Genomic DNA, 26,931 nt, shown 5'->3' with positions numbered 1-26,931 from the left:
AAACTTAAGGACTCATCAATAGTTGGGCTATCAAAAATTTTAAATTTAGCCCTTCGTCCATTATTGACATTAAATATGGACTATTATTTTCATACAGAGAAAGCCCATTGCGTTGTAATGTCACGGTTCCATTGGTGTTAGCGGCGGAAGACCCATCGCCTCCATAAATTCCAAACTTTGATATCGACAGAAAATTATGATCAAGAATCCAAGAAGTGTCACTTCCAGTAATGTCAGCTACCTCTAGATTAAATTCACCAATTTTTTCTGGGGACACATTGTTTATAGGTTTTTTTGAGTAATTCCATACACTTCCTTTTGCTATCCCGGGATATGTTACAATATTATGCCATACATCTCCAATACAAGGGTCGGATGCAAGAAACTGGATTTTTACCAACGAAACGGAAAAATCATTTGTAATACTATCGGAGCGTTTCTCAAAAACCAAGCTTTCTGTTGATTCAAAAGGTCTATAATCGAGTAAATCCCCTTTATTATCATGTAAAACTATCCAATCATCCTGATTATCATCTGTATCTATGGATTCATCAATATGAAAGGTAAAATAAATTTCGCTTATTGGTTCTTCTGGAGTAGGAGGCTGAGTTGGCTCTTCCTCTCCACCCACATCTGGGTCTGGCATAGGCGAAGGAGTTTCACTTTTAGAACAGTTGATGCATAAAAAAAGGAAAGTCAATGCCGATAAAAATTTGAAGAGCTTCATAAAGTCCAGGTATTCACGTTGAATCTTACTATGGGATAAAGTATAGAAAATAACGTTTTGCATTACAGATTTTTCGTCCAACAACAAGATAGCACCAATGAATTAATTAAATTGAACTTCTCTATAGGAGTATAAATAAAGTATTTTGATTCTGTACCTATCATCTTATATTCAAGTAGTATTTTTACTGCTCTTAACAAATTGCTATGAAAGGAGTGTTATTGGTTAATTTGGGTTCTCCAGATAGTCCAACCGCAAAAGATGTAAAACCGTACTTGGATGAATTTTTGATGGACGAGAGGGTTATTGATGTTCCCAACTGGTTGCGAAATATCATTGTTAGAGGAATCATATTACAGACGCGCCCAAAAAAATCTGCGGAAGCGTATTCCAAAATTTGGTGGGAAGAAGGTTCTCCATTGATTGTTATCTCGGAACGATTTACTGAAAAAGTAAAGGACCAGACCGAAATGCCCGTTGCCCTTGGAATGCGTTATGGCTCCATGACCATTAAAAATGCGTTACAAGAATTAAAAGATAAAGGAGTGGATGAGGTACTGTTGGTTCCTTTGTACCCGCAATATGCAATGAGCTCTTTTGAAACCGTTGTGGTTAAAACTATGGAAGTGCAGACTACGCATTTTCCAGAAATGCAGATTACCACCTTGCCGGCTTTTTATAACAATCCTGACTATATTGAAGTGCTTTCAAAAAGTATTGAAAAAGGACTTGAGGGTTTTGATTACGACCATGTTTTGTTCTCATATCATGGTATTCCGGAACGTCATATTAGAAAATCGGATCCAACAAAATTTCATTGTAAAATAGATAGCAGCTGTTGCAAAACAAATTCTGTGGCACACCATACATGTTATCGCCACCAATGTTTTGACACTACTGAAAAAGTAAAAACCTTTTTAGGATTGCCAGAGGATAAAACCAGTATTTCTTTTCAATCTAGGTTGCCCAACGATCCATGGCTAAAACCCTTCACCGATTTTGAATTTGAACGTTTGGCAAAAGAAGGAAAGACAAAATTGGCAGTGATTACCCCAGCATTTGTCTCTGATTGTTTGGAGACGTTGGAAGAAATTGCAATGGAAGGAAAGGACCAATTTATGGAAGCCGGCGGCGAATCCTATATTCACATCCCTTGTCTAAATGATAATGAGGAATGGGTGAAGCTAATGGCCAAATGGGTCAATGATTGGCAGTCCAAAGAAACCCTGCCCGTGTAGATGGCAAAAGTATCCTCTGATCAATTAGGAACAGAGCCGATTGGTAAATTACTGATCAAGCAAGCGGTACCCGCTTCCATAGGAATTTTAGTGATGTCCCTGAATGTTTTGGTGGATTCCATTTTCGTAGGAAATTGGATTGGCTCCATTGCCATAGCCGCCATTAATGTTGTTTTGCCCGTATCTTTTTTTATTGCCGCATTGGGAATGGCAATCGGTATTGGCGGTTCCAGCATAATTTCTAGGGCACTGGGAGCTGAAAATAAGGAAAAAGCCCTTAAAACTTTTGGAAACCAGATTACACTGACCCTTTTGGTGACTATCAGTATGGTGGCTTTGGGGCTATACTTTGTAGATGATCTTATACCAGCCTTTGGCGGTAAGGGAACCATATTTGCTCCTGCAAAAATTTATTATACCATCATTTTATACGGGGTGCCTTTTTTAGCACTTTGTATGATGGGCAATACTGTTATTAGGGCCGAAGGGAAACCAAAATTTGCTATGATAGCCATGATTATTCCTTCCGTTGGGAACCTGCTCATGGATTATATCTTTATCTATGTTTTTGACTGGGGAATGCATGGTGCGGCATGGGCAACAACTGTTGGTTACCTGCTCTGTTTTGGCTACATCTTCTATTTTTTTCTTTCCAAGAATTCGGAACTAAAAATAAGCCTATCCCATTTTGGATTGAACATGCCAATTTTAAAAGAAATTGGCTCTCTTGGTTTTGTAACCTTGGCAAGACAAGCGGTCACCAGTATTACCTATTTGTTAATGAACAATATTCTGTTCAATTTGGGAGGGGAGGCCATGGTTGCTGTGTACGCTATAATAGGCAGAATGCTCATGTTTGCACTCTTTCCTGTTTTTGGTGTTACCCAAGGGTTTTTACCGATTGCAGGATTTAATTATGGTGCTTTAAAATATGACCGCGTTAAAGAATCCATTTATACAGCCATTAAGTACGCGGCATTGGTGGCTACACTCGTATTTATAGGGTTGATGGTCTTTCCAGAGGCAATAACATCTTTGTTCCTAAGCAGTAGGAAGGACTTGCCAGCTGAGGAACTAATAACCAATGCATTTGTACTGGAACATGCTCCTGCAGCTATGCGATGGGTCTTTGCGGCAACACCTATTATAGCTTTACAATTGATTGGGGCTGCCTATTTTCAAGCTGTGGGAAAAGCAATCCCTGCCTTGCTTTTGACCCTAACACGACAAGGATTCTTTTTTATTCCGCTTATTTTGATTCTCCCAAGTTTTTTGGGAGAATTGGGAGTTTGGTTGTCATTTCCAATTGCTGATGTTTTAGCAACAATAGTTACTGGAATTTATTTAGGTAAAGAAGTAAAAACGAAGCTTCAAGTATCTGCAGGACAATAACTTTTATCACTTAATTTGAGTTGCCGCTTTGCTGATGATTTTCCATTTATCATCAAGTTTTTTCAATAGGAAGATGTCTATAAACTTTAGATTCTGTTTAGGGATCAGGATTTCCGCTTTGGCAGATGCGATGTTGTTTGCATAATCAACCATCAGTATTTTGCCATTCCTACCATTAAACTTCCCTTGTTCTCTATTCTTAAACAAGTTGGCATATTCCTCAGGGGATAAAACCCATAATTCTTGGTCTTTTTTGGAGAGAAACAGCTCAGCACCTTCATAAAAAGCTGATTGAATAAGTTCCTGATTGTTATAAGATGAACCATCAATATAATTTTGAAGTGTTTGCTTAATGGCCTCCTCTTCAGATTGTGCTGATAAAAAGAGCGATAGAAATAGAAGTGTAAAAGTCAAAAATTGTGTTTTCATATGTTATAAAGTTTAGAATTGATGATTTATTGCGCTTTAATTTGAATAAGTTTTCCATTATCCTCATCGGTAAGGATGTATAGTTTTCCATCTGGACTTTGTCTTACTTTACGTATGCGAACACGGTCGTCTATAAACAGTTCTTCGGCACTTTTTATAACTTCATTTTCTATACGAAATCGCCATAGACTTCCACGGGATAAACCGGGAACAATTAAATTATTCTCCCATTGGGGGAATTCATCGCCCGTGTAAAAAGTAAGCCCTGTTGGAGCCACGGTATGGTGCCAATACCAAACAGGAGGTGTAAAGGTCACATCTTCAAGTTTTGGTGGAGTATAATCTTGACTACGCAATTTCCCTGAGGTTACATTGGGCCACCCGTAATTTGCCTTGGCTTTTAAGATATTGATTTCGTCACCTTGAATAGTGCCATGTTCGCTAAACCAAATATTACCCGTTTTAGGTTCTACGGTTATTCCTTGTGCTGCACGTATACCTATCGCATACAAGCCTGGTACGGCGTTTGGACCAAAATCAGGATTGTCATCTGGAATACTGCCATCAGGATTAATGCGATATATTTTTCCTCGTTTATCCGTAACATCTTGTGCAATTGGTATTTCAGGCTCATCTTTTTCCCAGAAAAGACGTTCACCAATGGTGATGTATAGTTTGCCATCTGGACCAAAGGTCATACCACCACCATAATGATAATATTCTCTTGTAAAGGGGTTTGCTTCAAGCAGGATTTGATGGTTAATAAGAGAGTCTTTGTTCAACTGAGCCCTTACAACTTTTGTGGTAGTGCCTACCCCCTTTTTTTTAGCTGCATAGGAAACATAGACCCACTTATTGTTCACAAAACCAGGATCAACAAGCACCTCAAAAATCCCCGAATTGTCCCCAAAATGAATAGCACGTATGCTATCGGTTAAATCGGTTGGAAACCCTTTGATGATTCGTTTTTCTTTTGAGTTAAGATTGATGCGCAGAAGATGTCCATCTTTTTCTGAAACTAGAGCTTCCTCATTTGATATGAATGCCATGCTCCAAGGATGATTAAGACTATCCATAACAATGTGTTTGGTAGGGAGAGTAGGCGGAATCTCTTTTGAAGTGGAAGATTTCTGGTTTTGCGAACAACCTATCAAAAGCATCATTAAAGGAATCATCAATTTGTTCATCACTGTTATTTTTATACAAATGATGAAAAACTGAAACTATAATCCTTTAAGAAACGTGTTTTTTAAGACGAAAAGAAGCTAGGCTGTTCCAAATTCTTTTCGGTATTGAGATGGTGTCAATAGTGTTTTAGCCTTAAAGGCCAAGTTAAAGGATGTGGCATTGCTAAAACCACAATCATACGCTATGGCAACTATTTTTTCTTTGTTATACTTTGAATCCGTCAACAGCATTTTTGCTTTTTCAACCCTATATCCATTTACAAAGTCAGAGAAATTCTTATTCTCGTTTTCATTTATGGCCTGAGATAATTTTCTGGCAGAGACGTTCAACTTTTCGGCAATGGTTTCAAGTGAAACGGTATTGTCCAAAAAAACCTCCTCTTTGGCAAAGAGTTTTTTTATGGCATCCAAAAGCTCTTCCGAGGCAGATTTGTCTAAAGAAGAGGTGTTGTACTTTCCCAATTGAAAAGCATGTTTCTGCAAAAAAAGAAAAGAGAAAATATAAATCAATACAGAGAAAAATACAGCACCACCAATGTAAAGGGGGAACAAACCTGCAAGGTTACCCATATAAAAAAGCCAGATCAAGGCAACCCCTATAACCAGATTTCTATACCACGAGGCCCGCTGCGGATGCACTTTTGTTCTATGCTTATAGAATACTTGAGAAGAGAAAACAATATAAGCTGCCAAATGAGCAAATACTGTAAGATAAATAACATAAGAGATTGGACGGCCGTCGTTGGGAATAATAGTGCATAAAAAGACAAACAAAACAAATGGAATAATATGAATGTAATCCTTAAAATCGATTTTTTTTTGCGCACTTAGCAACACTTTACCATAAAGCCATAAGAATGGGCCGGTCAACAAAATGCCAGAAAGCCCCACATTGCGCTGCCAAGGTTCCAAATTCAAATGCACATTAAGTATGGACTTGCCAATGCGGATGGTCAAACCAAAAATAGCCAGTGCCAAAAAAATGTTCGCATTTCTATTTCCCTTTTTGAGGGTTAAGAGATAAAATGAAAGAAAAAGTGCCTGGGCAATGCCCAAAGAACTTAAAATCAATATTACGGTATCCTTATCCACTCTTCAAAAATATAAAGAAGGAGACAAAGAAAATTTACATGTCACATTTAGTTACTATTTTTAGCAAAAGACCTTTTGGCAAATGAAGTTTTTATATTTAGTTTTTAGCATTTCTTTATTGATTTTAATGGGTTGTTCCGAAAAAAAGCAAGTGGCAAAAACATATCCCTTATTTGTGGGAACCTATACCGATGGCGAAAGTGAGGGAATCTATCGCTTTATTTTTAATTCCAGTTCAGGAACACTTGAGGAAAAGAGCTTGGCGGCGGTATTGCCAAACCCCTCTTTTTTGAAAATATCCAAAGACCAAACAAACCTATATGCGGTACAGGAAACTGCAGATTTTGATAGTTTGGGAGGTGGAGTGACTGCTTTTAAATTGAAGGACGGACTTCTAGAGCTTCAGAACAGCATGGGTACAGGAGGCGCACATCCCTGTCATGTTTCGCTATCAGATGATGGATACTTGGCCGTCTCAAATTATACGGGAGGAAATCTCTCCATTTTTGAATTGGAAGATGACGGAACATTAAAAAGCAATCCACAACTAATTGATCATAAAGTGCTGGATACAGTCAAAATAGCTCATACCCATATGGCAAAATTTTCTTCAGAAGGTCTGCTTGTATCAGACTTGGGACTGGATGCCATAAAACGTTATCAAAACCAAAAAGGTCAGTTCGTTATTGCAGGACAAGCTTCACTGGATTTACCCAATGGCGCTGGCTCAAGGCATTTTGTGTTCAGCAAGAAAAATGAATTCCTATATGTCATTAATGAATTAAATTCTACGATTACCATTTTTCAAAAAAGTGAAAATGGAAATTATTTAGAACTAGAAACCAAAAGCACTTTAGATGCTTCTTTTAATGGCGAAAACTTTTGTGCTGATATTCATTTATCTGCTGATGGTAAATTTTTATACGGTTCTAACCGTGGAGAAAATACAATAGTCATTTTTAAAGTAGATCAAACAACGGGAAAGTTACAATTGGTTGGCCGCGAATCAGTCAAAGGCGATTGGCCACGGAACTTTTCTATTGACCCAAGTGGGAACTTCCTGTTGGTAGCCAATCAGAGAAGCAATAATATTACCATTTTTACACGTGATACAGAAAGTGGAACACTGGAGTTTTTAAATGAAACTGCATTGCCAAGCCCAGTATGTTTAGAGTTTTTGGATTAATCCGTAAGATGTTTTTCTTTTAGCTTCTGGATGAAATTGGTTGAGGTGTAATACAAATTCAATTGTCCATTGTCATAAGAGTTATATACTTCATGTACCTTATTAATAGAATCAAGAGGAGCAGTTTGAAGCTTTTGGTTGATACGTCCGCTAGCAAACACAAAAAGTTTTCCGTCTTGACTTACCCATGGGCACATTTCATGTGCTTTTGAATTAATAGGTTCCCCAAGATTTTCTGGAGCGCTCCATTCACCATTTATATTGAAGGAAATATAGAGATCACCGCGCCCAAAGGTGTCGTCGTACCCCCTAAAAATTAAGTATTCTTCTTTTGGGTCAATAAAAGGGTCCCCTTTATCTTTGCCAGAGTTGATAATTTCAGGAAGTATTTCAATAGTATATGTAGAATCAGTGGGGGTAGCTTTGTAGATATCACCTTTGGACCAGATATTAAAATAAAGTCTTCCGTCGTTGGTCAGTGAGCTGTAATATTCATTGTTTTCTTCTCCAGTTAAGATAACACGAACTGGTTCACTCCATGTGGAACCTTGGCGTTCCACATACCAAATCTTGCTGTTTTCATTGTCTCCTTTAGGTCTACTTGAACTAAAGTAAATTCGATTTCCATTAGGAGAAAAAAGAGGGTCATAATCTGAAAATTCTCCGGAAAATGAAGCAATTTTAGGGATACTCCACGTACTATCCGTTTGTAATTTGGTAAAGGTGATATAAGCATTTTCAGGAATATCAGTAGTGTAGTAAAATTCCGTTCCATCAGGGGAAAAGGTGCCGTTGTATTCTGTTACAGGTGAGGCCAAGAGTTCAGGGGCCAAAAGTTGCGGCTTCTCTGAAGGAACTACTCCAAAAAAAGCACCTTTGTCCAAATGTTCTGGAGGAACACTTTCAGGATTTTGTCCCTGCCTACAACTCATAATAGTAAGAATTACTGCAAAAAAAATGGGTTTTGAACTACTCACATCGATAGGTTTTGTTGTTAAAATCAAAGGAATTATTGCTATTGGGTCTTATAGCTCCGTGCCAAGAATTTTTATACCATTTTTCTGGTTCATCATCACTTCGATAATCTGCGGTAAAAAAGGAGAAATCTTTGGAAAAAGTCATAATTATGTCGCCCTTTCCATCTGCGTCGTGCCACCTACCGGTCATGATAGTATCCTTTAACCTTCCCCATACTCCGCCCAAAGCATTTTTATGGATTAAGAGATAGGACCCCGCTACTTCGTCATTATCAATAAGTAAATCAAAGCGTCCAATTTCTGTACAGTAATTTTTTGATAAAACCGTATTTTTTTCTTGATTTTGGGCGACCAAAAATTGCGAGCACAACATCAAAAAGAAAAGACCGAAAAAAGAAGTATTTGATTTCATTTCGTTTTTTTTTGCTAAAGTTTTTGAACTATCAATTGGTAATTATCCAGTTTTGAAGCATCGATAATCTCAAGAGTTTCCTGATTTAGGATGTCCATTTGAGAATCAGCTATAAAGTAGATGGTGTCTTCGACCAAATCAAAAGTTGTGGGAATATCAGATTCCCGCCTTAAATCCAGCAATTTTTTACTATCAAGAACCTTTGAACTTCCTTCGCTTAAAGTAAATTGATAAACCCCGTTTTCTGAGCGATTCCTTTTCGTATTAACAATTGCCACTAGACTGTTTTTATAAAATTTCATTCCATCAATGCCTTTATGTTCATTGGGTTGGTTCACCAATTTTTGCGCAGCAATATCTAAAACTCTAATGCCACTGGTGTAGGAGGCAAAATAAAGATACTCATCATCATCAGAAATGGCTATTCCGTTAGAATGCTTAATCTCATTGTTAGAGTAAAATACTTCTAAACCATCGCTAGATTTGTTTATTGTGTATATGTTGTTGGTTTCAGAGTCTGTAATGAACACTTTTCCATGTTTACTTATGGCAATATCATTTAGATACATAAATTCGGGATGGTTAAGCGGATAGGATTTGATTAAATTCCCGGTAGTTACATCTAGCAAAAGAAGAATGGAGGTGTTGTTTTCCTTTGGAAGACTATTTCCCAAAGCATACAATATATTACCTTTTATAGTCATTCCAAATCCTGCTAAATACCCATGCTCATGACTTTGGATAAAATCTTTTGCATCGGTGCCATCAAGGTTGGATTGAACTATCTTATCATGCTTAAGACTATTTATGAAGAGTTTTCCTGAATGAGCATTCACTGCAATACCCTCCGGAATAAGGTCTTTTTCAAAAGTCAAGTTTATTAAGTTATAGGGAGTCTGGGCATATATCGAAAGTGATAACAAAAAGAAAATCCATTGAATTGTTTTCATCTTATATGTTGTTTTTTCCAAATTACTCGATAATTTGGGCTTGCCTTTTTAAAATTTTGTTAAACCACATTGGCAAACAAATTCTAGCGCCCTGTACATTTTAACTTTTTTAATGAAGCATGATATTTTCGAGCAAAACCTTGTACTTGTTTTTAACAATGGCTTCTTGTGCCAATAGTGAAGCCTTTTTATAGTGATCAACTGCCATTTTGGGCTCATTAAGATATTGATGAATTTCACCTTTAATTCCTATTAAAGCAAAGTTATTTGGGTGCACTTTTATACCGTGTATTATTAATGCGATAGCTTCTTTCGCTAGTTTTTTTTCAAGTAGTTTAGCACAAGTTTCGTTAATTGCTCCTACCGGAACAGGAGTGTTGAAACCATATTTCTTATTCAAGTTTTTGTAATAGGAAATTGTGGCCTCGGCTCCTTTTGTACTGATGGAATCCGAAATATAAAAATCCTTAAAAACGAATTTTAGGCCATCGTATAGTCCCTGGGACAAAACTTCCGTATGATTCAATTGATCATATGTGTGAAACTTCTTTTCCAGCCCTTGTGGTTTTTTCATTTCGATAAGTTGCTCATTTTTTTAAGGGCAGAAGTCCTAAAACTATTACCCTCGGTTGAGGCAAAAAACCGGATTCTTTCATAGGCATTTGATTTCAATTCTTTTTTAATGAAAGCTTCTGTTTTTGGACCAATACCTACGCCGGATAAAATATAGCCTCTGAACAAGCTTGGATTTTTTACAAAAATGTAATTGGCCAAACTTGAGCCTGACGACCATCCATATAATATTTTGAATGTGTTAGTGCGGTAGTTTTTACTAATGTAAGGAAGAAGTTCCTCCTCTATAAAACTTACGAAATTGTGATAGGCTCCCTCAGGTTTCAAATCGACAAATAAGTCCCGATTTCTATCTGTATTTGGAATACCTATGACAATCATTTCCGGATGAAAACCAAAATCATTGCTCAGAAAGCTGGCGATTCCTTTCGCATAATCAAAAATATATTCGCCATCTAAAACGAAGAGAACAGGGTAAGCTCTATCGGTATTATTATAACTTTTGGGAACATGAATCTGTATTATCCTATTTTCCCCTAAATGCTCAGATAACAAAGTGTAATTTTGATCGCTCTCTTTCTGCGCATTAAGACATTGCCAATGAATAAACGTGCAAAAGAGCAAAAACAGATTACGCAAAATTTTCATATCATTTCTTAGGTAAGGTTTTTTGAAAATCAATGGTATATATTCGATTCAACCCCTTGGGTAACTTAGAATCTTTGAGGTCCGAAAAAAAATCAGCTCGTAAGGGATTTCCATAAGAGGATTTGATTTCTGTTTTTTGACTTGTGAAGTAAAGTTGACCTGTTTTTACATCTACAAAAGGACAAAAATCGAGAAAAGGGGTGTTGACCAAATTTAGTGGTTGAGCTTTTTGCCAGCCATTTTCATTTAAGCTAATGTATAAATCACCTCCGCCCATTCCTTCATTGGGCCGTATGGCACTAAATAGCAAAAAGCTTTCATCAGGTGCTACGAAAGCATTGAATTCATAATATTTTGAGTTTACGCCTTTACCAAGGGGTATAGCTTTCTTAAGGAGACCATTGTCATAATCGCTCACATAAATATTTTCTCTGCCAATCTCTGTTGGGCGGTCAGAAGTAAAATATAAATTTCCATTTGCGGCTACCGATGGGTAGAACTCATTATGTTCTGTGTTTACCTCTGGCCCCAAAACCATGACCGAAGACCACCCATCTTCTTCACGATTGATTTTCCAAATATTGTAATTTCCAACAGCTATAGAATCTTTGTGAACCGGGCGATTGGAAGAAAAATATAACGTTTTTCCATCTGCTGAAAATGCTGGTTCCAAATCGCGGTAATTTCCAGAAAAAGAGACGATTTCTGGCTTGCTCCAACCTGCTTTCTGTTTTTGGATGTAGGCGATTGACCCAATTTCGCTTTTATAACTATCTAGAGTGAAATAGATTTCTTCACCACTTGGTGCAATGGCAATATCCCGCACATTGGAATAGCTTGAAAAGAAATCAGGCAAAAATTGCTCAACCTGCCTTTGGCTTGAAAGAGACCAAGTAAAAAAGCAAAATAAAAGGCTTGGAAATAATTTATGAATTATTAACATTAATTAAATTTTGAATAATAATTTTTAAAGGTTTCCATGGTAATATGGTTATTTCTATGATGCGCTATTATTCTTTTAATACTCAACTTTTCTTTATTGACAAAATCATAGAATTCTAGGGTTGTCAATGGTAAGTATGTTGGAAGAGTATTGTCTTCCGGAATCTCTAGGAAATCTCCCTGATAGATAGTTTGACCATTTTTAAAATAAACAAATCCCTGACTCTTACAATGCGAATTATCTATGACAAAGAATTGTGTATTGCTGCCTCTTTTTTCCCTGTTTTTAATAGGTTCAAAAACAAAGGAGTCAATCTGACCCTTAAACCTAGGAAAGCTTTTTATAGTTTCAATGCTGAAAGAATCTGTTAAAATAGAAGCACCTATTTTTACATAAGCTCCTAAACCGCCAATGTGATCGCTGTGTGCATGCGTAACGTAAACAGATTCAATGTTTTTGTCTGGAAAGTTATTTTTAATTAGTTCTATAACCTGATTGGAAAATCGATCTGAAAGGGGAGCACCAAAAACAGTTATGTTATCTCTATTTATTGTGAAAAGGACATTCCTGTCCTCAGCGATAGGGGTTATTAAATATAAATCAGGAGCAATTTCCTGAATTTCGGGTTCTTTGGTAATTGTCTCATAGATAGTTATACCGTCAGGAATGGAAAGCTCTTTTTCAGGCATACTTTCTATTTCTGAAATATTTTTGATACTATAGATATGCTTAAGCGTGCCATTTTTATAATAATCAATATCTTCTAAAAATACGATTCCATCATTTTCTGTAAAACTACTGAATACCCATTTTTCTTTTTTTGAATGGGAGATTACACTTTTTAATGCAATTGGATTTATTTGAAAGGTTATCCACAAGCTGTCTTTTGCATCATTTATTTTAATTAGGGATACCGAGTTGTTTTTTAGATCTAGACTGTCCAGTAGAATTTTGTTTTGTTCGGAAAAGAGGCTTTGAGAAAATTTATAATCTATAATTTTTTCAAGTTCATCTCTAACTTCATTAATTCTTTCTTTATCCTGTGGTATGGCTCTTTTTCCCATAAGAATACCATTTAAGTCATATAGATATCCCAGAGAATTTTGTTGAAATTCTTTTAACCCAAAATTAAAACCGCCAGGAAAGAATACCCATCGTTCGGCAAAAAAAGAGTTATCGGAAATCGTAATGGTGTTTTTAGAGGTTAAACTATCGGGAGACCTAAAGTCGAAACTTTGATAGGGATTAAAGTTAATGCGTTCATAAGAAATTGTAATGCCTTTCGAGTTCTTATCATTTGTATAATGTTCTTCGATTCTTTTCAGTATTTCACTCTCCTTAAGTTCGCTCGTACATCCATAAAATAGTAAAACTACAAAAGCCAGGGCGCCTATTGTTTTCATTTTTTTGTTTAAATAGTAAGCGAAAAGTAAAGAAAGGAAGCAGTAAAACTGTCAATCTCTTTAGGCTTAAGAATTATTTATGAAATCTTACTAGTCTAATTTCTTGATCCCAGATACATGTGAAGCAATTGCTTTCCATGTCCCGTTGCGTTTTATTAGAATGTTGCTTGATTGATATATTGTTTCTATGGAATCGTTTAAAATGTGTCCGGTACCACAAATCATGGCGGTTCCATTATCTAAAATATCAAATCGCTTTATTTCATATTGAAAAGAATCATAGTTTGCGGCATTATGCTTAATCCATTCCAGCTCATCTGTCTTTTTGGTCCAAGCTCCGCTGGCATCGACCATTTGAAAATCTTCACCCAATAATTTGTCTAACAGAACTGTATCTTGTTCACGGTAGGCTTTTGGCCAAAGGACTTCCTTAAAATTTCTAAGAATTTCTTGGTCCTCCGGCGTGATTATGGTCTGAGCAATTGGTGCTTGTGGCATTTTTTGGCAAGCCAAGACTAAAAATAGCGTTGATATAAATAGTAGTTTTCTCATGGTATTGTAATTATTGTCTGTTATTCTATTCGTTTGTAGTTTTCTGCATAGAAGGCCTGGCCATTGGGGTCAAAGTGTATTTGTTGAAAAGTGTCTTTTTTTAGTATTAATTTGAGTTTGACTTCTGGAGAGTGATCTTCCATAGTCTTAGAACAATATTCCCTTTTCAATACTAATGTGTCATCAAGCAGTTCATACGTGCCATAGGCATGCCATTCTAGAGAATCCTTAGGCTTGTGGGACCACATGTATTTAGTTTTGGAAAAAAACTTTACCATTCTTGGGTTTGGCGGAAGATAAAAAGTGTCTACAACTTTGTTGTTCTCATAGCTATAGGTACTTACTAAGTCCCAAACACCCTCAATGCCCGATTCTTTTTTTTCTAGAATAGGAGTTTCAGTTACGTCTTTTTTACTTTTTTCGGAACATGCACTGAACATTAGAAGGAACAATAACAGTAAAATTGTTTTTTTCATAAGATCTATTAATAAAAGGTGTATAAATATTTTACGGTTAGTAATTGGCTGTTGAACCTAGGAAGCATCGGTTCAAATAGATTCCTTTCGGTATTATAATCTTGATTAAAGACCGCATATAGATTATGTCCATCTTTAAAATTATATCTAAGACGTGTGCTCGCAAACACTTGATTGTTTATGGAATTATATTGCGCAGTTATGCTTCCTGATAGGTGCAGGTCATATGCCCAGTTTAGCCGAAGTTGTGGGACATTGATCCACTCATCCACATTTCTGTTATTGAAATTGAGGTAGTTTATTCGCCAAGAACCAGTTAAGGTAAAGTGCTCATTAAGGCTCCATTCTGGGGACAGTTCAAACTGTAAATTTTCACCGTCAAAAAAACTTCCATACTCAGCAGAAATAGGAATTTTTAAAGCTTTTTGAAAAGCACTTGAATAAGAAGCCCCAAAATAAGTGTAAAAATAATCTCCTTGGGGAATGATAATGGCATTGGAGAATTGTAATGGCTCTTGCAAAAACTCATACTGAACCTGTCCAAAAAAGGAAATCTGATCATTATTAAAAAAACGACCGGTCCATTGGCTTCTATTATACCAAGTAAGGACATCTGAAAATTCTGTGGTAAAATATATATCAGAATTTATGGGCATCCAACGTCGGTATTGGAACATATGTTTTTCTTGATCGGAGTTGAATTTACCGTGATTCACTCCAGCATAAAAGTTATGATGTTTTTCGCGTAACAAAAACCCCATTCCAGGATTAAAGTTTTCTCCCGAGTATTCATATGCGACCCTGCCAAACCACCCGTCTTGTTTTCGCCTGGCATATTGAAAAGCGAATCGGGAATTTTTCGTCAGATTAAAATTGGCATTAGAGTAGTTGTCCCCATCTATAGTGGTAGCTAAAGAGGTAATAATAAAATCTTCTTCAGAGATATTAATGACACCATCTATACCCAATGCAGTATTAATGTATCCTTCACGGATGCGATTAGTAGCCATCAAACCTATAAACGACCTATCGTTGAAGACTTTTCTGCGCAAACGCAATACAGAGAAGTTTTCGGTTGGCAACGCATTGCTGTTGATCTGAGTTCCCTCGGTTTGTAAGGAAAGTAATCCAATATCCCAATTCCCCAATTCCCCCGTGAGTTTTGCTCCACCCAAAATGGGAGTCAATCGCCCATTATTAATGCCAATGGTTCTGCTGTAAAATAACTGGGACAGAATGCCAACATCAAAATCGAAAAGACCTGATTGTTGCAAAAAGAATTTTCTGCGTTCAGGAAAGAAAATGGAAACCCGGCCCAGATTAACAATTTGATCATCGATTTCTACTTGGGAAAAATCTGTGTTTAGTGTTAGGTCCAAGGTTAAACTGGGAGTAATTCCATAGCGTACATCCAAGCCAACATCGAGCTCATTAAAATTATCTTTTTCATATGAAGTTTCCGCTGCATTCAATTCAAATGTACTTTGTGTTGAAGTCAGTAGGTAAGGTGTTATTTGCAAATCTTTTTTGGGTTGCAATCCTACAAAACGAACAGGCTTCTTTAAAGAGGGCTTGCTATTGCCACCAGTTATGTTCTGAGGTACTTTTGGGTATGCCATTAACTTGTTTTCATAATTGATTGTACGATGTGCAGAGATGCCTCCAAGTACTTCTCCATTCCTGATTTCGAACCTTAAATTAGACAAAGGAATGCGATACTCGGCTTGCCAACCGTCATCTGTTATTTGGGTTTTGCCTTCCCAGAGCATGTCATAAGCAGGTGTTGATGGAGCATTGCCTAAAGGGACATTGTCATTGTATATGGCATCATCATATCTACTGCCCGAGGGGTAAATACTAAAAACAAAGGCGTTTTTTTTGGTGCTATTGGGATCTATTTGAAATGCAAAGTAGTCATCACCATACCAGCCATCCCGCACCAGGTTTCTGCTTATTATTTTTTCTGGGTGTGGATCTTTGGCATCTAAAGCAACATATAGGTAATCATCATCAAAAGTGATAAAAAGAGTAGTCAGACTATCAGGTTTGCCCCAATCTGTCCGCCATTCTATAAAAGGAAAACTTTTGGCACCTGACCAAAGAGTTTCGTTTAATAGGCCGTCAAGTGTAAGTTGTTCATTTGTTTTATGGATACTCTCAATAGTATTTAAATATTCTTGTGAAAATAATCCAGTGTGAACAAGGAAAGTGATAATAATGACATTGCGCATAGATTCAACCAGTTTCTAACAAAACTAGGGTGTTGAGGTAGGGGTAGATAAATTAGCTGTGTGAGCTGCGGCAAAAAAATGGTGAGTCGCGGAGTATCCTAAATATTGGCGATGGACCTATGGTATGTTCTGCTGAACTTGACACCATCTCCATTTTTTAAATGTAGCATTCCATCTCCATTATGATTCTTTTGGATGTGTTCTATCAAATCTGAATTTACCAAGTACGAACGATGAACACGTTTAAAAGTTTTTGGGCAGAGCATTTTAGAGAAAGACTTGAGACTTTGGTATTTTACAAATTTTCCTTTTTCCGTATGAAGAACGATGCAATTATTGCTGGTTTCAACATAAATAATTTCTTGGGGATTAATTAAAAACTGAGAACCTTTTTTGGAAACCGAAACACGGCTATTGTGCTCACTATTCTCGTTTTGTTCAATCAGCGCATCTTTTTTATTGGTGTCAACCAAGAAAAACAACAGTAAAAAATAACAAAGTAGATTAACCGCGATATTATTGGTGAGGCTTGCGTTTAACAAATTAAAACTTGGTGAAGTACATTGGTACACCGAGGTCATTAAAAAAACGACCAAGACCTGACCAATAACGATATTTAAAGCGGAAGCTGATAAACCTAATCCACCTTGAACCAATATATTGTTCCCTGATGAGGATATCGACCACTTATTGCCCCATTTTTTAATTTGTTTGGCAGAAACATTCCAAAAAAAGAAACTGGTTATAGCAAGAATTGATAGTTCTGAAAAGCAGGTCATACCAAGACTTTCTTGAAACATTCGGCCTATACCCATGTTGAGTAGAACGAAAATAGATATTAGTGATAGACGTTTTGACACGTTTTAAAAGTAGTAATTCTTATAGAAGTGCACTAAGACTTTAAGATTTGTTAAACAAAGGAACTGTTTTTTTGTCCGTAGCACCTTTTGCAAACCATGTCATAATATGTTTTTGGGGCCACCTTCTAATTAGTGTATCTGCCTTTTTATCATACCAGACAGCATCAAAATTACTTTTTGTGCTAAGCACAACCCGCCACTCCTGTTGTAACTTATCAGAGTCCTTGTAATTCACATTTAGACTATCCCAATCAATACTTGACAACACTTGTGGGTCTAAATGAGCCATTACTTCTTTTTCACTGAGAATGGCCAACCAAATAGGAACAGAGAGATGCTCAATTGATAAATCCTCTCTTTTACTGCCCCATCCAATTTTTAAATCCTGCCCATTTCTAATGGCGTTCATCAAATCTTTTTTAGACCCTTTTAGAACACTCCCATCTCTATCAGTTTTTAGAACAACTTGCCAATCATTTGGAGTTTGTTGTTTTATGCAAGAGTTAAGAGCGACTATTATGGAGAACAGGAGCATTTTTTTCATGACCGATATTTTTGATATTGATTAACCTTTTCCAAAATATACAAAAATGGAAATCAACAAAATAGCAAAAACAATGGCCAAGAAAATTTTCCAAAAACTATAAGGTCTTGTTCCTGAGATTTGACCGTTCTCACCATTGATGTAAAAATTGTATTCTTTGCCTTTGTACCGATATGCACTGACATAAATCGGCAATAAAATATGTTTAAAGGTTTCGTCTGATAAATTCATATCCATACTGCTCACCCTTTGGGTATCTCCACCAATATCTTGCCTACACCAACGCTCCGCGATTTGTTTTGCTTCACCTTTGGCAGACAAATGTCCTTGCTGTAATGGGATGGTATATTTTTCGGTTACAAATCCCGAAAGGAAACCACTATTGAAAGGCTGTAACTTTTTTAAATTCCAATGTGCAATTTTAGTCGGAATTCTACCGGCCTTTTGTTTGGATGCTTTTATTAAAGTGTCATCCACAAAACCAGAAACGCTCCCTGAAGCCGGATACCAGCGTGTTTTTCGAACTTGCCGTGTTTGGGTTTTGCCATTGCTATCTCTGTAACGCTGAGTTTCATAATAGTATTCTCCGCGCTGTCCAGTATAAGAAGCTGAAAGTTGTGCATCAAATGTCCAATAAGGCAGGTACAGTCCTTTAGTAAATTGAGGGTCCAAAGAAGCTTTTTTAAGCTTATTGGGAGCCCACCATAACTTGCTTACCCATTTCTGAAAGATGAGAAATGATTTCTGTTTTTCAATTTGAAAAGGCAAAACTGCACCAGGCAAAATCCAATCTTCTTTGTACGCATCTTCTATCACCAAAGGCATGCTACAATACACACAATGAAGGGATTTGTAATTCTCCTCCACATGTTGATTGGCGCCGCAGTTTTTACAATGAAGCATGGAGATTTCTTCACTATGCTTTTGGGCACCCATCTCTTTGAGATAAGGATACAGCTCCAGCTCTGTAAATCCATTCTCATCTATTTTGATAGCTTCCTCGTGCCCGCAATACTCGCAACTAATATTGGTGGTTCCAGGTTTGTATTTGAGCTCCGCACCACAATTGACACAGGGTTTTTTGAGCTCCGTTTTTTGGATATTAGGTTCTACAGACATGTATCCGGTGAAAAGTCATTTCAAAAATGACAATGAGAAAATATTAATTGGACGGCAAAGGTGGTGGAGTATTACCTCCTAAAAATGACTTTAATTCTTCAACATCTTTTAATGCAGTCCATGCCGCCATACCTTGTTTCCAAACCAAACTGTCTCTATTAACGGTACGCCCTGCATAAAGAGCCTGCAATTGTTCAAAAGAGACTGGGCCTTGTTGAGTTCCATTTGAAGCATAGAAATACTGAACGGCTACCGGCATTGGAGGAGGAACTACCACTCCAGCTTGTTGCATTTGTTGGCTGCCCCCCATTTGAGGACTCATCATACCGCCCATTTGTTGTGCAAGTACAAAGCCCATTCCCATTCCCATTCCTGCTCCAGCCGTTCCACCTTCATTTTTAGCGGCGGCTTCAATGGCTTTGGCAGTTTTGAACTTGGTCAACTTGTCCAAATCCAATTTGTCAATACGGCTGTACTCGAAGATTTCTTTTTTAAGGTCTTCAGGCATGGAGACGTTTTCAATGTAGAATTTCTCCAAGGAAATCCCTACCGATAGAAACTCAGATTTCATCACCTCTTGACAAGTTTCCGAGAGTTCCGAAGTATTTGCTGCATAAAGTTCAATGGGCAGATTGGCTTCACCAACAGTATCTGTAAAGCGAGTTGCGATTAAGCTTTTCAAGTGTTCATTGATTTCAAAATTGGTAAAGTTGTTGTCGGTACCAACAATGTCTGTAATAAACTTTCCAGCATCAGAAATTTTAAAGGCATAAGTTCCAAAAGCTCGAATTTCCACCAATCCAAAACGGTCATCACTTAAAGTAATAGGGCTTTTTGTTCCCCATTTCTCATCAGTGAAGAGATGAGTGTTCACAAAATAAACTTCAGCTTTAAAAGGAGAATTGAAACCATATTTCCAACCCTTTAAGGTGCTAAGAATAGGTAAATTTTGCGTAGTTAAATCATAAGTTCCAGGTGTAAAAACATCAGCTAATTGTCCTTCATTTACAAAAACTGCTGTTTGCCCCTCTCTAACGATTAGTTTGGCGCCGTTTTTAATCTCATTTTGGTAACGCTCAAACCTATGGGCGATAGTATCATCGGTATAGTCGAGCCATTCAATAATATCAATAAACTCATGGGTGAGTTTTTCTTTGATTTTGCTAAAAATATCCATGGTAATGTGTTTTTGTTAATGTTCTAAAACTAATAAAAAGGAAGATTCCTTTACCGCTTTATTGGTATTAAAATTATGTGGAATGTTACAAAGGGTATCGTTATTCTGTTTTACAAGAGGTATCTGCAATAATTTTCCAAGCCCCATCAATATTTTTAAGTACAAGCATAAAAATGCCCTTGGTATTACCCACGGTTCGGGTAAGGTGGTATTCTCCAAAGACGGAATATATTCCGTTATCAATTTTGGTGATTTCATTGCTGGTTAAATGGAGTTTGCCAAAATGTTCTTTGGTCGGATAGCTTTTTTTATATCGCTCCAAAGTATTTTGCCATCCTTTTGTTACCCCAGAACTCCCGTAAAAAATGAGCTCATCAGATTTCCAATAGGTCTCCATAAAAAGTTCAACATCAAGGTTATTCCAAGCTTTTTCTTGGATTGCCAATACTTCAAGAATGGAAGCTTTATCATCAACCGTGGTTGATGATTGCGAGAATGAGAGAAATGAGGCAAGAAAAAAGAGGTATAACAGTGGTCTCATAATAGTGTAGTTTGATTCATTAAAGCTATGAAAAGAATGGGAAGTGAAGGCGGTAGAAGATTGTTCATCAAATTTTTCCAGCAGCTTTGAGCATTTCCAACACCTGTTTTTTGGGAAGTGCTTCTATTTTGTGCCCATTTCTGCCAATCGTGGTTTCTGCTGCAAATAGAGAATTTAGAATGGCCTCTTCCGTAGCTTCAATAGTGGCCAAGAATAATGGGGTCATTGCTGAGTTTCTTAAGGTTGGCACAGTTTGTATGAGGTGATCACTTTCATAAGGAATTCTGCACTCTTTGGCAGTGGAGACGGCAATTACATAATCACCACTTCCGTTGCTGGCAATTCCACCCGTCCTTGCAAGACCTAACATGGCTCGTTTAGCCAAACGCTCTAAATTTCTTGAATCTAAAGGAGCATCTGTGAACACTATCATCATACAAGAACCATCGGTAGCATATTTAAAATTATCAGAGTAATGCCCCATTTGTTTGCCGATATCGACCCCGGCAATTTTCAACATTCCTCCAAAGTTGGTTTGCGCCAAAACACCTACCGTATATCCTCCTGATTTTTTTGGTAATATTCTGGATGAGGTTCCAATTCCTCCTTTAAAACCAAAACAAATAGTACCCGTTCCAGCTCCAATATTACCCTCTTCAACTTGGCTGGCCTTTGCATTTTTAATGGCTTGCAACACATCTTTTTCAGTAACATGGCGCCCACGGATATCATTGAGAAAACCATCATTGGTTTCACCAACTACAGCATTTACGGAACGTACTGTCTCGTTTCCCTGAAGTAATAAAGTATGACCCACTAAGGCATTTACAGCTGTTGCTACGTCAAGGGTGTTAGTCAAAATTATCGGGGTTTCCAGATTCCCCAGTTCTTTTACTTGGGAATACCCTGCCAGTTTGCCAAAACCATTGCCAAGGTGGATGGCAGCAGGTACTTTTTGCTGAAAAATATTACCAGAATGAGGTAAGATGGCGGTTACCCCAGTTCTTATGCTATCACCTTTATTTAATGTTGTATGACCCACTTGCACTCCGGGGACATCGGTAATTGCATTTAGGGCTCCGGGTTTGAGCACCCCAATCTGTATTCCGTGATCACGAAGACGTTTCTGTTGTGCAGAAATTGAAAAAAGAATGACTAAAAAAAGAAGAGTTGTAAACGATTTTTTTTTCATGACTACCAAAATACCATTTTTGAAATATAGGCAGAAATCATTCCCTCTTTTTCGTTACTTTTAATACCGACTAATTTAACACATAAAAAATGAAAAAACAGCTTTCCAAAGCCGGCCTGTTCTTGCTGGCATTTTGCTTTTTTACCCTTTCAATAGAGGCGCAACGGCGCAACAAATCCGCGCAAACTGCTCCAGAATATCCGGAAGAACTTTATTCCAGTTTGGAGTATCGTTTGGTAGGCCCTTTTCGTGGTGGTCGTTCTGCGGCAGTAACAGGAGTTCCAGGCGAACCAAATCTATTTTACTTTGGTGCAACCGGCGGGGGTGTATGGAAAACATTGAATGGCGGTCGCAGCTGGGAAAATATATCGGATGGCTATTTTGGAGGAAGTATTGGTTCTGTAGAAGTTGCCAAAAGCGACCCTAATGTTATATATGTTGGTGGCGGAGAAAAAACACTCCGTGGCAATGTGTCAAGTGGTTATGGTATCTGGAAAACAGAGGATACAGGAAAAACTTGGAAAAAAGCTGGATTGGAAAAAAGTAGACATGTACCCAGAATCCGAATTCATCCAACCGATTACAATACCGTATATGCAGCTGTTCTCGGTAATATTTATAAACCAACCAAAGAGCGTGGCGTATATAAAAGTATTGATGGTGGAAAAACTTGGAAGCAAGTTTTGTTCGTAAATGATCAATCTGGTGCTGTAGATTTGACTTTCGACCCAAATAACCCAAGGATTTTATATGCTTCTACCTGGCGAGCCAAGAGAACGCCATATAGTTTAAGTAGTGGTGGAGATGGTTCTGCACTTTGGAAAAGTACAGATAGCGGAGAAACTTGGACAGAGATTTCAAAAAATGAAGGATTCCCAAAGGACACTCTGGGAATTATTGGAGTTACGGTTTCCCCTAAAAATAGTGATAGGGTTTGGGCCATAGTGGAGAATAAGGAAAAAGGTGGTTTGTACCGTTCTGAAGATGGCGGAAAAAAATGGACACAGGTCAATAGCGAGCGTAAATTAAGACAACGGGCATGGTATTATACTCGTGTTTATGCAGATACAGAGGATGAAGATGTGGTTTATGTGATGAATGTAAGGTATCATAAATCTACCGATGGTGGTAAGACCTTCAATACGTTTAATGCACCACATGGTGACCACCATGACCTATGGATTTCGCCGGAGAACTCCAAACGAATGATTATTGGTGATGATGGTGGAGCACAGGTAAGTTATGATGGTGGTGAAACGTGGAGTACCTATTATAACCAACCAACAGCACAGTTCTATAGAGTGACTACGGATAATGCGTTTCCGTATCGTATTTATGTGGCACAACAAGATAATTCAACAATAAGAATTAATCACCGTAGTGATGATGGTTCTATTGGGGAGGACGATTGGGAACCAACTGCTGGTGGTGAATCTGCCCATATTGCAGTTGACCCATTAAACAATGATATTGTTTACGGTGGTAGTTATGATGGATTTCTAACTCGTGTCAATCATAAAAACAATACCGTAAGAGGAATCAATGTTTGGCCAGACAACCCAATGGGTCATGGTGCTGAAGGTATGAAATACCGCTTTCAATGGAATTTCCCAATTATTTTCAGTAAACATGATCCCAAGAAACTCTATACATTCTCTAACCATGTGCATATGAGCACTAATGAAGGACAGAGTTGGGAATTGTTAAGTGATGACCTTACAAGAAATGATCCTACAAAATTGGTTTCTAGTGGTGGCCCCATTACACAAGATAATACAAGTGTTGAATATTATTGCACCATTTTTGCAGCCAACGAAAGTCCTTTAAAAGAAGGGTTGCTTTGGGTTGGAAGTGATGATGGATTAATTCATCTTACAAAAGATGGTGGCCAAAATTGGGAGAATATTACACCACCCAATATGCCTGAGTGGAGTATGATCAATAGTATTGAGCCATCAGCTTTTGATGAAGGCACGTGTTATGTTGCAGCTACACGTTATAAGCTGGGGGACTTTCAACCATACCTCTACAAAACAACGGATTATGGAAAGACCTGGAGTAAAATAACGAACGGTATAAACAATGAGCACTTTACAAGAGTGCTCAGGGAAGACCCAAAAAGAAAGGGCCTATTGTATGCTGGAACAGAGACTGGAATGTATGTTTCCTTTAATGATGGACAAAAATGGGAGAAATTCCAATTGAATTTACCAATAGTTCCCATAACCGATATGACTATAAAGGATAATAACCTAGTAGTTGCCACTCAAGGTCGCAGTATTTGGATGATAGATGATCTTACGGTGCTTCATCAATTGAATACATCTGCAAAAAATGCAACAGCGATGTTGTACAAACCAAAAGATAGTTATCGAACCAAGGGATCTGCTGCAAAAGAGCCTTCAAAGACCGAAGGACAAAATCATCCGAATGGTGTGGTTACACATTTTTATCTAAAAGATTTGTCGGAAAAAGACAGTATCAGCATCACTTATACCACTATGAATGGTGATACTTTGGCCAACTATAGCACTTTTGCAAAAGAAAAGGATAAAAAGCTTAAGATTAAAAAAGGAGGAAATACCCATGTTTGGGATACTCGAGGTAAAGGGGCCAAAAAATTGGAAGGTATGATTTTTTGGTGGGCCAATTTTAGTGGTGCCAAAGCAGTTCCTGGTTCATACAAAGCTCATTTAAATGTAAATGGAACATCACAATCCCAAGAATTTAAGATTTTGGCAGATCCTAGAGCAGAGGTTTCTGTTGCTGATATGCAAAAGCAATATGATTTCATTTCAGATATTAATGAAACTATTGATAGAGCACATCAATCCATCAAAAAAATCCGAAAGATCAATAAGCAATTAGAGGTTTTTTCTAAGCAGTATAAGGATAATGAGCAAACCAAAGATTTAGTGGAGAAAGCAACGAAAATGAAGGATGATTTTAGTGAGATAGAAAAAGCGTTGTATCAAACACAAAACAGGAGTAATCAGGATCCGTTAAATTTCCCAATTCGATTGACCAATAAATTAGGGCATTTAAACAGTCTGGTTTCTATTGATGATTTTCCACCAACAGAACAGGACATTGCTGTTAAGAATGAGCTTTCTACTAAGATAAAATCACAATTATCAGCTTTTGACAGTCTGGTGGATAAAGAAATAGAAGATTTTAATGCTTCGTTCAATAGTTTGAAATTAAACTATTTGTTTATTGAAGATTAATAAACACACAAAAAGCTTTTATAGCTCCTTCATCTTAATAATTTGAGGGAGCTTTATTTTTGATACACTTCTATGACGGCACCCAAAGCTTTTTATGAATCACGGATAATCAAGTTTCAGCGACAGTTAAAAACGTTAAAAACGGCTGTAAATACCTCAAGTACGCTGCGTTTATTAGTGTTTGTTGGCCTCCTAATTACACTCTATTTTGTTTGGGGTAATGTACAGGTCATTTTAGGCATTATAGGTATAACAAGCGCTCTATTCATTGTGCTATTACTTCGTCATAATAAGCTTATTTACGAACGTGACCTCCTGCAAGCATTAGTTAAAATCAATCAAACCGAGCTTGAGGTACTAAATCGTAATTTTCATCATTTACCAGATGGTATGGAGTATGCCAATGCTGATCATGCTTTTAGTCAAGATATTGATTTGTTTGGTAGAGGCTCTTTTTTTCAATACAGCAATAGAACAAGTTTGAAAAGTGGAACGGAACATTTAGTTCATGATTTGCTTTCTAACAATATTGATAGCATTCAAGAAAAACAAGGAGCAATAAAAGAGCTAGCGGCATTACCAGAATGGCGCCAGCAATTTGGCGCTGAGGCTACTTTGGTCAAAATAGAAGTAAGCGCAAAAAGTGTGGTTGACTGGTTGGCTAATTATAAAATTTTTGTGCCAAAACGGGCAAAATTAATAAGCACGATATTTTCTATACTATCCATTGCCGTTTGGGCACTCTACTTTTTAGATTTTTTATCGGGTTATATTGTTTTTGGAGTGTTTCTTCTAGGGCTGGCAATTAGCGGAAGGTATTTAAAGGGCATCAACAAATTAGCAGTGCATACTACACAAATTCAAAGTACTTTTCGGCAGTATGCACGATTAATCTCATTGCTAGAAAACCAAAAGTTTAATGCTAATTATTTAAAGAGAGAACAAAATAAGGTGGTTCGAAAAGAGAATTCAAGTTCAGCACTATTAAAAAAATTCTCCAAACTACTAGATGCTCTAGATCAGCGAAATAATATTCTTATAAGCATAGTGGCCAATAGTTTTTTTTTACGTGACCTGTACATCTGTAAGTCTATTGAAGATTGGATTCTGGAGAATAGAAAAGAAGTGCCAAAATGGTTTGAGACCATTGCTTTTTTTGATGCCTATAGTAGTTTAGGGAACTACGCTTTTAATCACGATGAATATGTTTATCCAACGCTCGTAAACAATAATAAAACAATGGATTGTAAAGGAGCTGCACATCCATTATTAAATCCTGAAATAGCCATAGCCAATGATTTTGAAATTAGTAAAGATGAGTTTTTTGTGATTACGGGAGCTAACATGGCAGGAAAAAGCACATTCTTGAGGACCGTAGGTCTTCAAATTGTAATGGCCAATGTTGGGCTACCACTTTGCGCTAAAGATGTTAATTACAATCCAGCGAAATTAATAACCAGTATGCGAACAACTGATAGTTTAACTGATGATGAAAGCTATTTTTTTAGCGAACTAAAGCGATTAAAAGTAATCATTGATACCATAGAAAAAGAACCCCATTTCATAATTTTAGATGAGATTTTAAAGGGCACAAATAGTACTGATAAGGCTGTAGGATCTAAAAAATTCATTGAAAGATTGGTACGGCTAAAAGCTTCGGGTATTATTGCTACTCATGATTTAAGCTTATGTTCTTTAGCAGATAGCTTAAATGAGGTCAAAAATTATTACTTTGATGCTCAAATTAAAAATGGAGAACTTTACTTTGACTATACTTTTAAAGAAGGGGTTTGTCAAAATATGAATGCGAGTTTTCTACTAACTAGAATGGGCATTGTCGATTAAGAATGGTTAG

25 protein-coding genes are annotated in these 26,931 nt (G+C 37.2%); 5 read left to right on the top strand and 20 right to left on the bottom strand.

Going from position 1 to position 26,931, the window contains the following annotated elements:
* Positions 1–4: 4 nt before the first annotated feature.
* The gene (locus LV704_RS07900) at positions 5–790 is read right to left on the bottom strand and encodes a hypothetical protein (protein ID WP_163420903.1); all 786 of its coding nucleotides are present in this window, start codon (positions 788–790) and stop codon (positions 5–7) included.
* Between the two features lie 143 nt (positions 791–933).
* Here LV704_RS07900 and hemH point away from each other — a divergent pair, with 143 nt between their 5' ends.
* Positions 934–1,965, top strand: a complete 1,032-nt coding sequence (gene hemH / locus LV704_RS07895; RefSeq protein WP_163420904.1) for a ferrochelatase — start codon at positions 934–936, stop codon at positions 1,963–1,965.
* Complete coding sequence (locus LV704_RS07890; RefSeq protein WP_163420905.1) at positions 1,966–3,357, top strand: MATE family efflux transporter; 1,392 nt, start codon at positions 1,966–1,968, stop codon at positions 3,355–3,357.
* 6 nt (positions 3,358–3,363) lie between these two features.
* Here the strand turns inward: LV704_RS07890 and LV704_RS07885 are convergent, their stop codons facing one another.
* The 3 genes from LV704_RS07885 to LV704_RS07875 form a co-directional block, all read right to left on the bottom strand.
* Complete coding sequence (locus tag LV704_RS07885; RefSeq protein WP_163420906.1) at positions 3,364–3,786, bottom strand: nuclear transport factor 2 family protein; 423 nt, start codon at positions 3,784–3,786, stop codon at positions 3,364–3,366.
* Between the two features lie 26 nt (positions 3,787–3,812).
* A complete protein-coding gene (locus LV704_RS07880; RefSeq protein WP_163420907.1) occupies positions 3,813–4,973 on the bottom strand; it encodes a PQQ-dependent sugar dehydrogenase in 1,161 nt (386 codons plus the stop codon).
* A gap of 78 nt (positions 4,974–5,051) precedes the next feature.
* Complete coding sequence (locus LV704_RS07875; RefSeq protein ID WP_163420908.1) at positions 5,052–6,065, bottom strand: AraC family transcriptional regulator; 1,014 nt, start codon at positions 6,063–6,065, stop codon at positions 5,052–5,054.
* 82 nt (positions 6,066–6,147) lie between these two features.
* On the opposite strand from LV704_RS07875, the gene LV704_RS07870 reads away from it, so the two are divergent.
* On the top strand, positions 6,148–7,251 hold the full coding sequence (locus LV704_RS07870; protein WP_163420909.1) for a lactonase family protein: 1,104 nt from the start codon (positions 6,148–6,150) through the stop codon (positions 7,249–7,251).
* On the opposite strand, the gene LV704_RS07865 is transcribed toward LV704_RS07870, so the two are convergent.
* The 16 genes from LV704_RS07865 to LV704_RS07790 all read right to left on the bottom strand — a co-directional run bounded on the left by LV704_RS07865 (position 7,248) and on the right by LV704_RS07790 (position 21,849).
* Positions 7,248–8,228: a PD40 domain-containing protein gene (locus tag LV704_RS07865; protein ID WP_163420910.1), complete on the bottom strand. Its 981-nt coding sequence runs from the start codon at positions 8,226–8,228 to the stop codon at positions 7,248–7,250. The genes LV704_RS07870 and LV704_RS07865 overlap by 4 nt on opposite strands.
* Complete coding sequence (locus tag LV704_RS07860; protein ID WP_163420911.1) at positions 8,221–8,640, bottom strand: hypothetical protein; 420 nt, start codon at positions 8,638–8,640, stop codon at positions 8,221–8,223. The genes LV704_RS07865 and LV704_RS07860 overlap by 8 nt, the downstream gene beginning before the upstream one ends.
* 14 nt (positions 8,641–8,654) lie before the next feature.
* Entirely contained in the window at positions 8,655–9,590 is a 936-nt protein-coding gene (locus tag LV704_RS07855) for an SMP-30/gluconolactonase/LRE family protein (RefSeq protein WP_163420912.1), read from the bottom strand.
* A gap of 109 nt (positions 9,591–9,699) precedes the next feature.
* Positions 9,700–10,164, bottom strand: a complete 465-nt coding sequence (locus LV704_RS07850) for a hypothetical protein (protein ID WP_163420913.1) — start codon at positions 10,162–10,164, stop codon at positions 9,700–9,702.
* Entirely contained in the window at positions 10,161–10,811 is a 651-nt protein-coding gene (locus LV704_RS07845; RefSeq protein ID WP_163420914.1) for an alpha/beta hydrolase, read from the bottom strand. Before LV704_RS07845 ends, LV704_RS07850 begins: the two co-directional genes overlap by 4 nt.
* 1 nt (position 10,812) lies before the next feature.
* Positions 10,813–11,754 (bottom strand): PD40 domain-containing protein, encoded by a 942-nt coding sequence (locus LV704_RS07840; RefSeq protein WP_163420915.1) that lies wholly within the window; start codon positions 11,752–11,754, stop codon positions 10,813–10,815.
* Positions 11,754–13,157: an MBL fold metallo-hydrolase gene (locus LV704_RS07835; RefSeq protein ID WP_163420916.1), complete on the bottom strand. Its 1,404-nt coding sequence runs from the start codon at positions 13,155–13,157 to the stop codon at positions 11,754–11,756. The genes LV704_RS07840 and LV704_RS07835 overlap by 1 nt, the downstream gene beginning before the upstream one ends.
* Before the next feature lie 90 nt (positions 13,158–13,247).
* Positions 13,248–13,709, bottom strand: a complete 462-nt coding sequence (locus LV704_RS07830; protein WP_233782169.1) for a nuclear transport factor 2 family protein — start codon at positions 13,707–13,709, stop codon at positions 13,248–13,250.
* Positions 13,710–13,729: 20 nt separating this feature from the next.
* Positions 13,730–14,185, bottom strand: coding sequence for a hypothetical protein (locus tag LV704_RS07825; RefSeq protein WP_163420918.1), 456 nt, complete (start codon positions 14,183–14,185; stop codon positions 13,730–13,732).
* An 8-nt stretch (positions 14,186–14,193) separates the two neighbouring features.
* Entirely contained in the window at positions 14,194–16,416 is a 2,223-nt protein-coding gene (locus LV704_RS07820) for a DUF5916 domain-containing protein (protein ID WP_163420919.1), read from the bottom strand.
* A 98-nt stretch (positions 16,417–16,514) separates the two neighbouring features.
* The gene (locus LV704_RS07815; RefSeq protein ID WP_163420920.1) at positions 16,515–17,195 is read right to left on the bottom strand and encodes a LytTR family DNA-binding domain-containing protein; all 681 of its coding nucleotides are present in this window, start codon (positions 17,193–17,195) and stop codon (positions 16,515–16,517) included.
* Between the two features lie 121 nt (positions 17,196–17,316).
* Entirely contained in the window at positions 17,317–17,820 is a 504-nt protein-coding gene (locus LV704_RS07810) for a hypothetical protein (protein WP_163420921.1), read from the bottom strand.
* Between the two features lie 21 nt (positions 17,821–17,841).
* Positions 17,842–18,939: a DNA helicase PriA gene (locus tag LV704_RS07805; protein WP_163420922.1), complete on the bottom strand. Its 1,098-nt coding sequence runs from the start codon at positions 18,937–18,939 to the stop codon at positions 17,842–17,844.
* 43 nt (positions 18,940–18,982) lie between these two features.
* Positions 18,983–20,116, bottom strand: a complete 1,134-nt coding sequence (locus LV704_RS07800; protein WP_163420923.1) for an SPFH domain-containing protein — start codon at positions 20,114–20,116, stop codon at positions 18,983–18,985.
* Between the two features lie 100 nt (positions 20,117–20,216).
* Positions 20,217–20,657, bottom strand: coding sequence for a DUF4440 domain-containing protein (locus LV704_RS07795; protein ID WP_163420924.1), 441 nt, complete (start codon positions 20,655–20,657; stop codon positions 20,217–20,219).
* Positions 20,658–20,724: 67 nt separating this feature from the next.
* The gene (locus LV704_RS07790) at positions 20,725–21,849 is read right to left on the bottom strand and encodes a P1 family peptidase (protein WP_163420925.1); all 1,125 of its coding nucleotides are present in this window, start codon (positions 21,847–21,849) and stop codon (positions 20,725–20,727) included.
* Positions 21,850–21,938: 89 nt separating this feature from the next.
* Here LV704_RS07790 and LV704_RS07785 point away from each other — a divergent pair, with 89 nt between their 5' ends.
* Positions 21,939–25,076 (top strand): glycosyl hydrolase, encoded by a 3,138-nt coding sequence (locus LV704_RS07785; protein ID WP_163420926.1) that lies wholly within the window; start codon positions 21,939–21,941, stop codon positions 25,074–25,076.
* Between the two features lie 72 nt (positions 25,077–25,148).
* Positions 25,149–26,921 carry a DNA mismatch repair protein MutS gene (locus tag LV704_RS07780; protein WP_163420927.1) on the top strand — a complete coding sequence of 591 codons (1,773 nt, stop codon included), beginning with the start codon at positions 25,149–25,151 and terminating at the stop codon, positions 26,919–26,921.
* The last annotated feature ends 10 nt before the right edge of the window (positions 26,922–26,931 follow it).

The organism is Flagellimonas sp. CMM7 (assembly GCF_021390195.1).
Taxonomy (GTDB): Bacteria; Bacteroidota; Bacteroidia; order Flavobacteriales; family Flavobacteriaceae; genus Flagellimonas.
Note: the sequence above shows the minus strand (reverse complement) of the source record. Positions and strands in the feature narration are given on the sequence as shown.

What these genes read in the sequence shown, in the direction of transcription:
- LV704_RS07860 (WP_163420911.1), bottom strand. Translation starts at nt 8,640, where the DNA reads ATGAAATCAAATACTTCTTTTTTCGGTCTTTTCTTTTTGATGTTGTGC.
- LV704_RS07890 (WP_163420905.1), top strand. Translation starts at nt 1,966, where the DNA reads ATGGCAAAAGTATCCTCTGATCAATTAGGAACAGAGCCGATTGGTAAA.
- LV704_RS07870 (WP_163420909.1), top strand. Translation starts at nt 6,148, where the DNA reads ATGAAGTTTTTATATTTAGTTTTTAGCATTTCTTTATTGATTTTAATG.
- LV704_RS07795 (WP_163420924.1), bottom strand. Translation starts at nt 20,657, where the DNA reads ATGAGACCACTGTTATACCTCTTTTTTCTTGCCTCATTTCTCTCATTC.
- LV704_RS07835 (WP_163420916.1), bottom strand. Translation starts at nt 13,157, where the DNA reads ATGAAAACAATAGGCGCCCTGGCTTTTGTAGTTTTACTATTTTATGGA.
- LV704_RS07885 (WP_163420906.1), bottom strand. Translation starts at nt 3,786, where the DNA reads ATGAAAACACAATTTTTGACTTTTACACTTCTATTTCTATCGCTCTTT.
- LV704_RS07850 (WP_163420913.1), bottom strand. Translation starts at nt 10,164, where the DNA reads ATGAAAAAACCACAAGGGCTGGAAAAGAAGTTTCACACATATGATCAA.
- LV704_RS07820 (WP_163420919.1), bottom strand. Translation starts at nt 16,416, where the DNA reads ATGCGCAATGTCATTATTATCACTTTCCTTGTTCACACTGGATTATTT.
- LV704_RS07830 (WP_233782169.1), bottom strand. Translation starts at nt 13,709, where the DNA reads ATGAGAAAACTACTATTTATATCAACGCTATTTTTAGTCTTGGCTTGC.
- LV704_RS07855 (WP_163420912.1), bottom strand. Translation starts at nt 9,590, where the DNA reads ATGAAAACAATTCAATGGATTTTCTTTTTGTTATCACTTTCGATATAT.
- LV704_RS07790 (WP_163420925.1), bottom strand. Translation starts at nt 21,849, where the DNA reads ATGAAAAAAAAATCGTTTACAACTCTTCTTTTTTTAGTCATTCTTTTT.
- LV704_RS07825 (WP_163420918.1), bottom strand. Translation starts at nt 14,185, where the DNA reads ATGAAAAAAACAATTTTACTGTTATTGTTCCTTCTAATGTTCAGTGCA.
- LV704_RS07815 (WP_163420920.1), bottom strand. Translation starts at nt 17,195, where the DNA reads ATGACCTGCTTTTCAGAACTATCAATTCTTGCTATAACCAGTTTCTTT.
- LV704_RS07780 (WP_163420927.1), top strand. Translation starts at nt 25,149, where the DNA reads ATGACGGCACCCAAAGCTTTTTATGAATCACGGATAATCAAGTTTCAG.
- LV704_RS07785 (WP_163420926.1), top strand. Translation starts at nt 21,939, where the DNA reads ATGAAAAAACAGCTTTCCAAAGCCGGCCTGTTCTTGCTGGCATTTTGC.
- LV704_RS07840 (WP_163420915.1), bottom strand. Translation starts at nt 11,754, where the DNA reads ATGTTAATAATTCATAAATTATTTCCAAGCCTTTTATTTTGCTTTTTT.
- LV704_RS07845 (WP_163420914.1), bottom strand. Translation starts at nt 10,811, where the DNA reads ATGAAAATTTTGCGTAATCTGTTTTTGCTCTTTTGCACGTTTATTCAT.
- LV704_RS07810 (WP_163420921.1), bottom strand. Translation starts at nt 17,820, where the DNA reads ATGAAAAAAATGCTCCTGTTCTCCATAATAGTCGCTCTTAACTCTTGC.
- LV704_RS07805 (WP_163420922.1), bottom strand. Translation starts at nt 18,939, where the DNA reads ATGTCTGTAGAACCTAATATCCAAAAAACGGAGCTCAAAAAACCCTGT.
- LV704_RS07800 (WP_163420923.1), bottom strand. Translation starts at nt 20,116, where the DNA reads ATGGATATTTTTAGCAAAATCAAAGAAAAACTCACCCATGAGTTTATT.
- LV704_RS07880 (WP_163420907.1), bottom strand. Translation starts at nt 4,973, where the DNA reads ATGAACAAATTGATGATTCCTTTAATGATGCTTTTGATAGGTTGTTCG.
- LV704_RS07900 (WP_163420903.1), bottom strand. Translation starts at nt 790, where the DNA reads ATGCAAAACGTTATTTTCTATACTTTATCCCATAGTAAGATTCAACGT.
- hemH (WP_163420904.1), top strand. Translation starts at nt 934, where the DNA reads ATGAAAGGAGTGTTATTGGTTAATTTGGGTTCTCCAGATAGTCCAACC.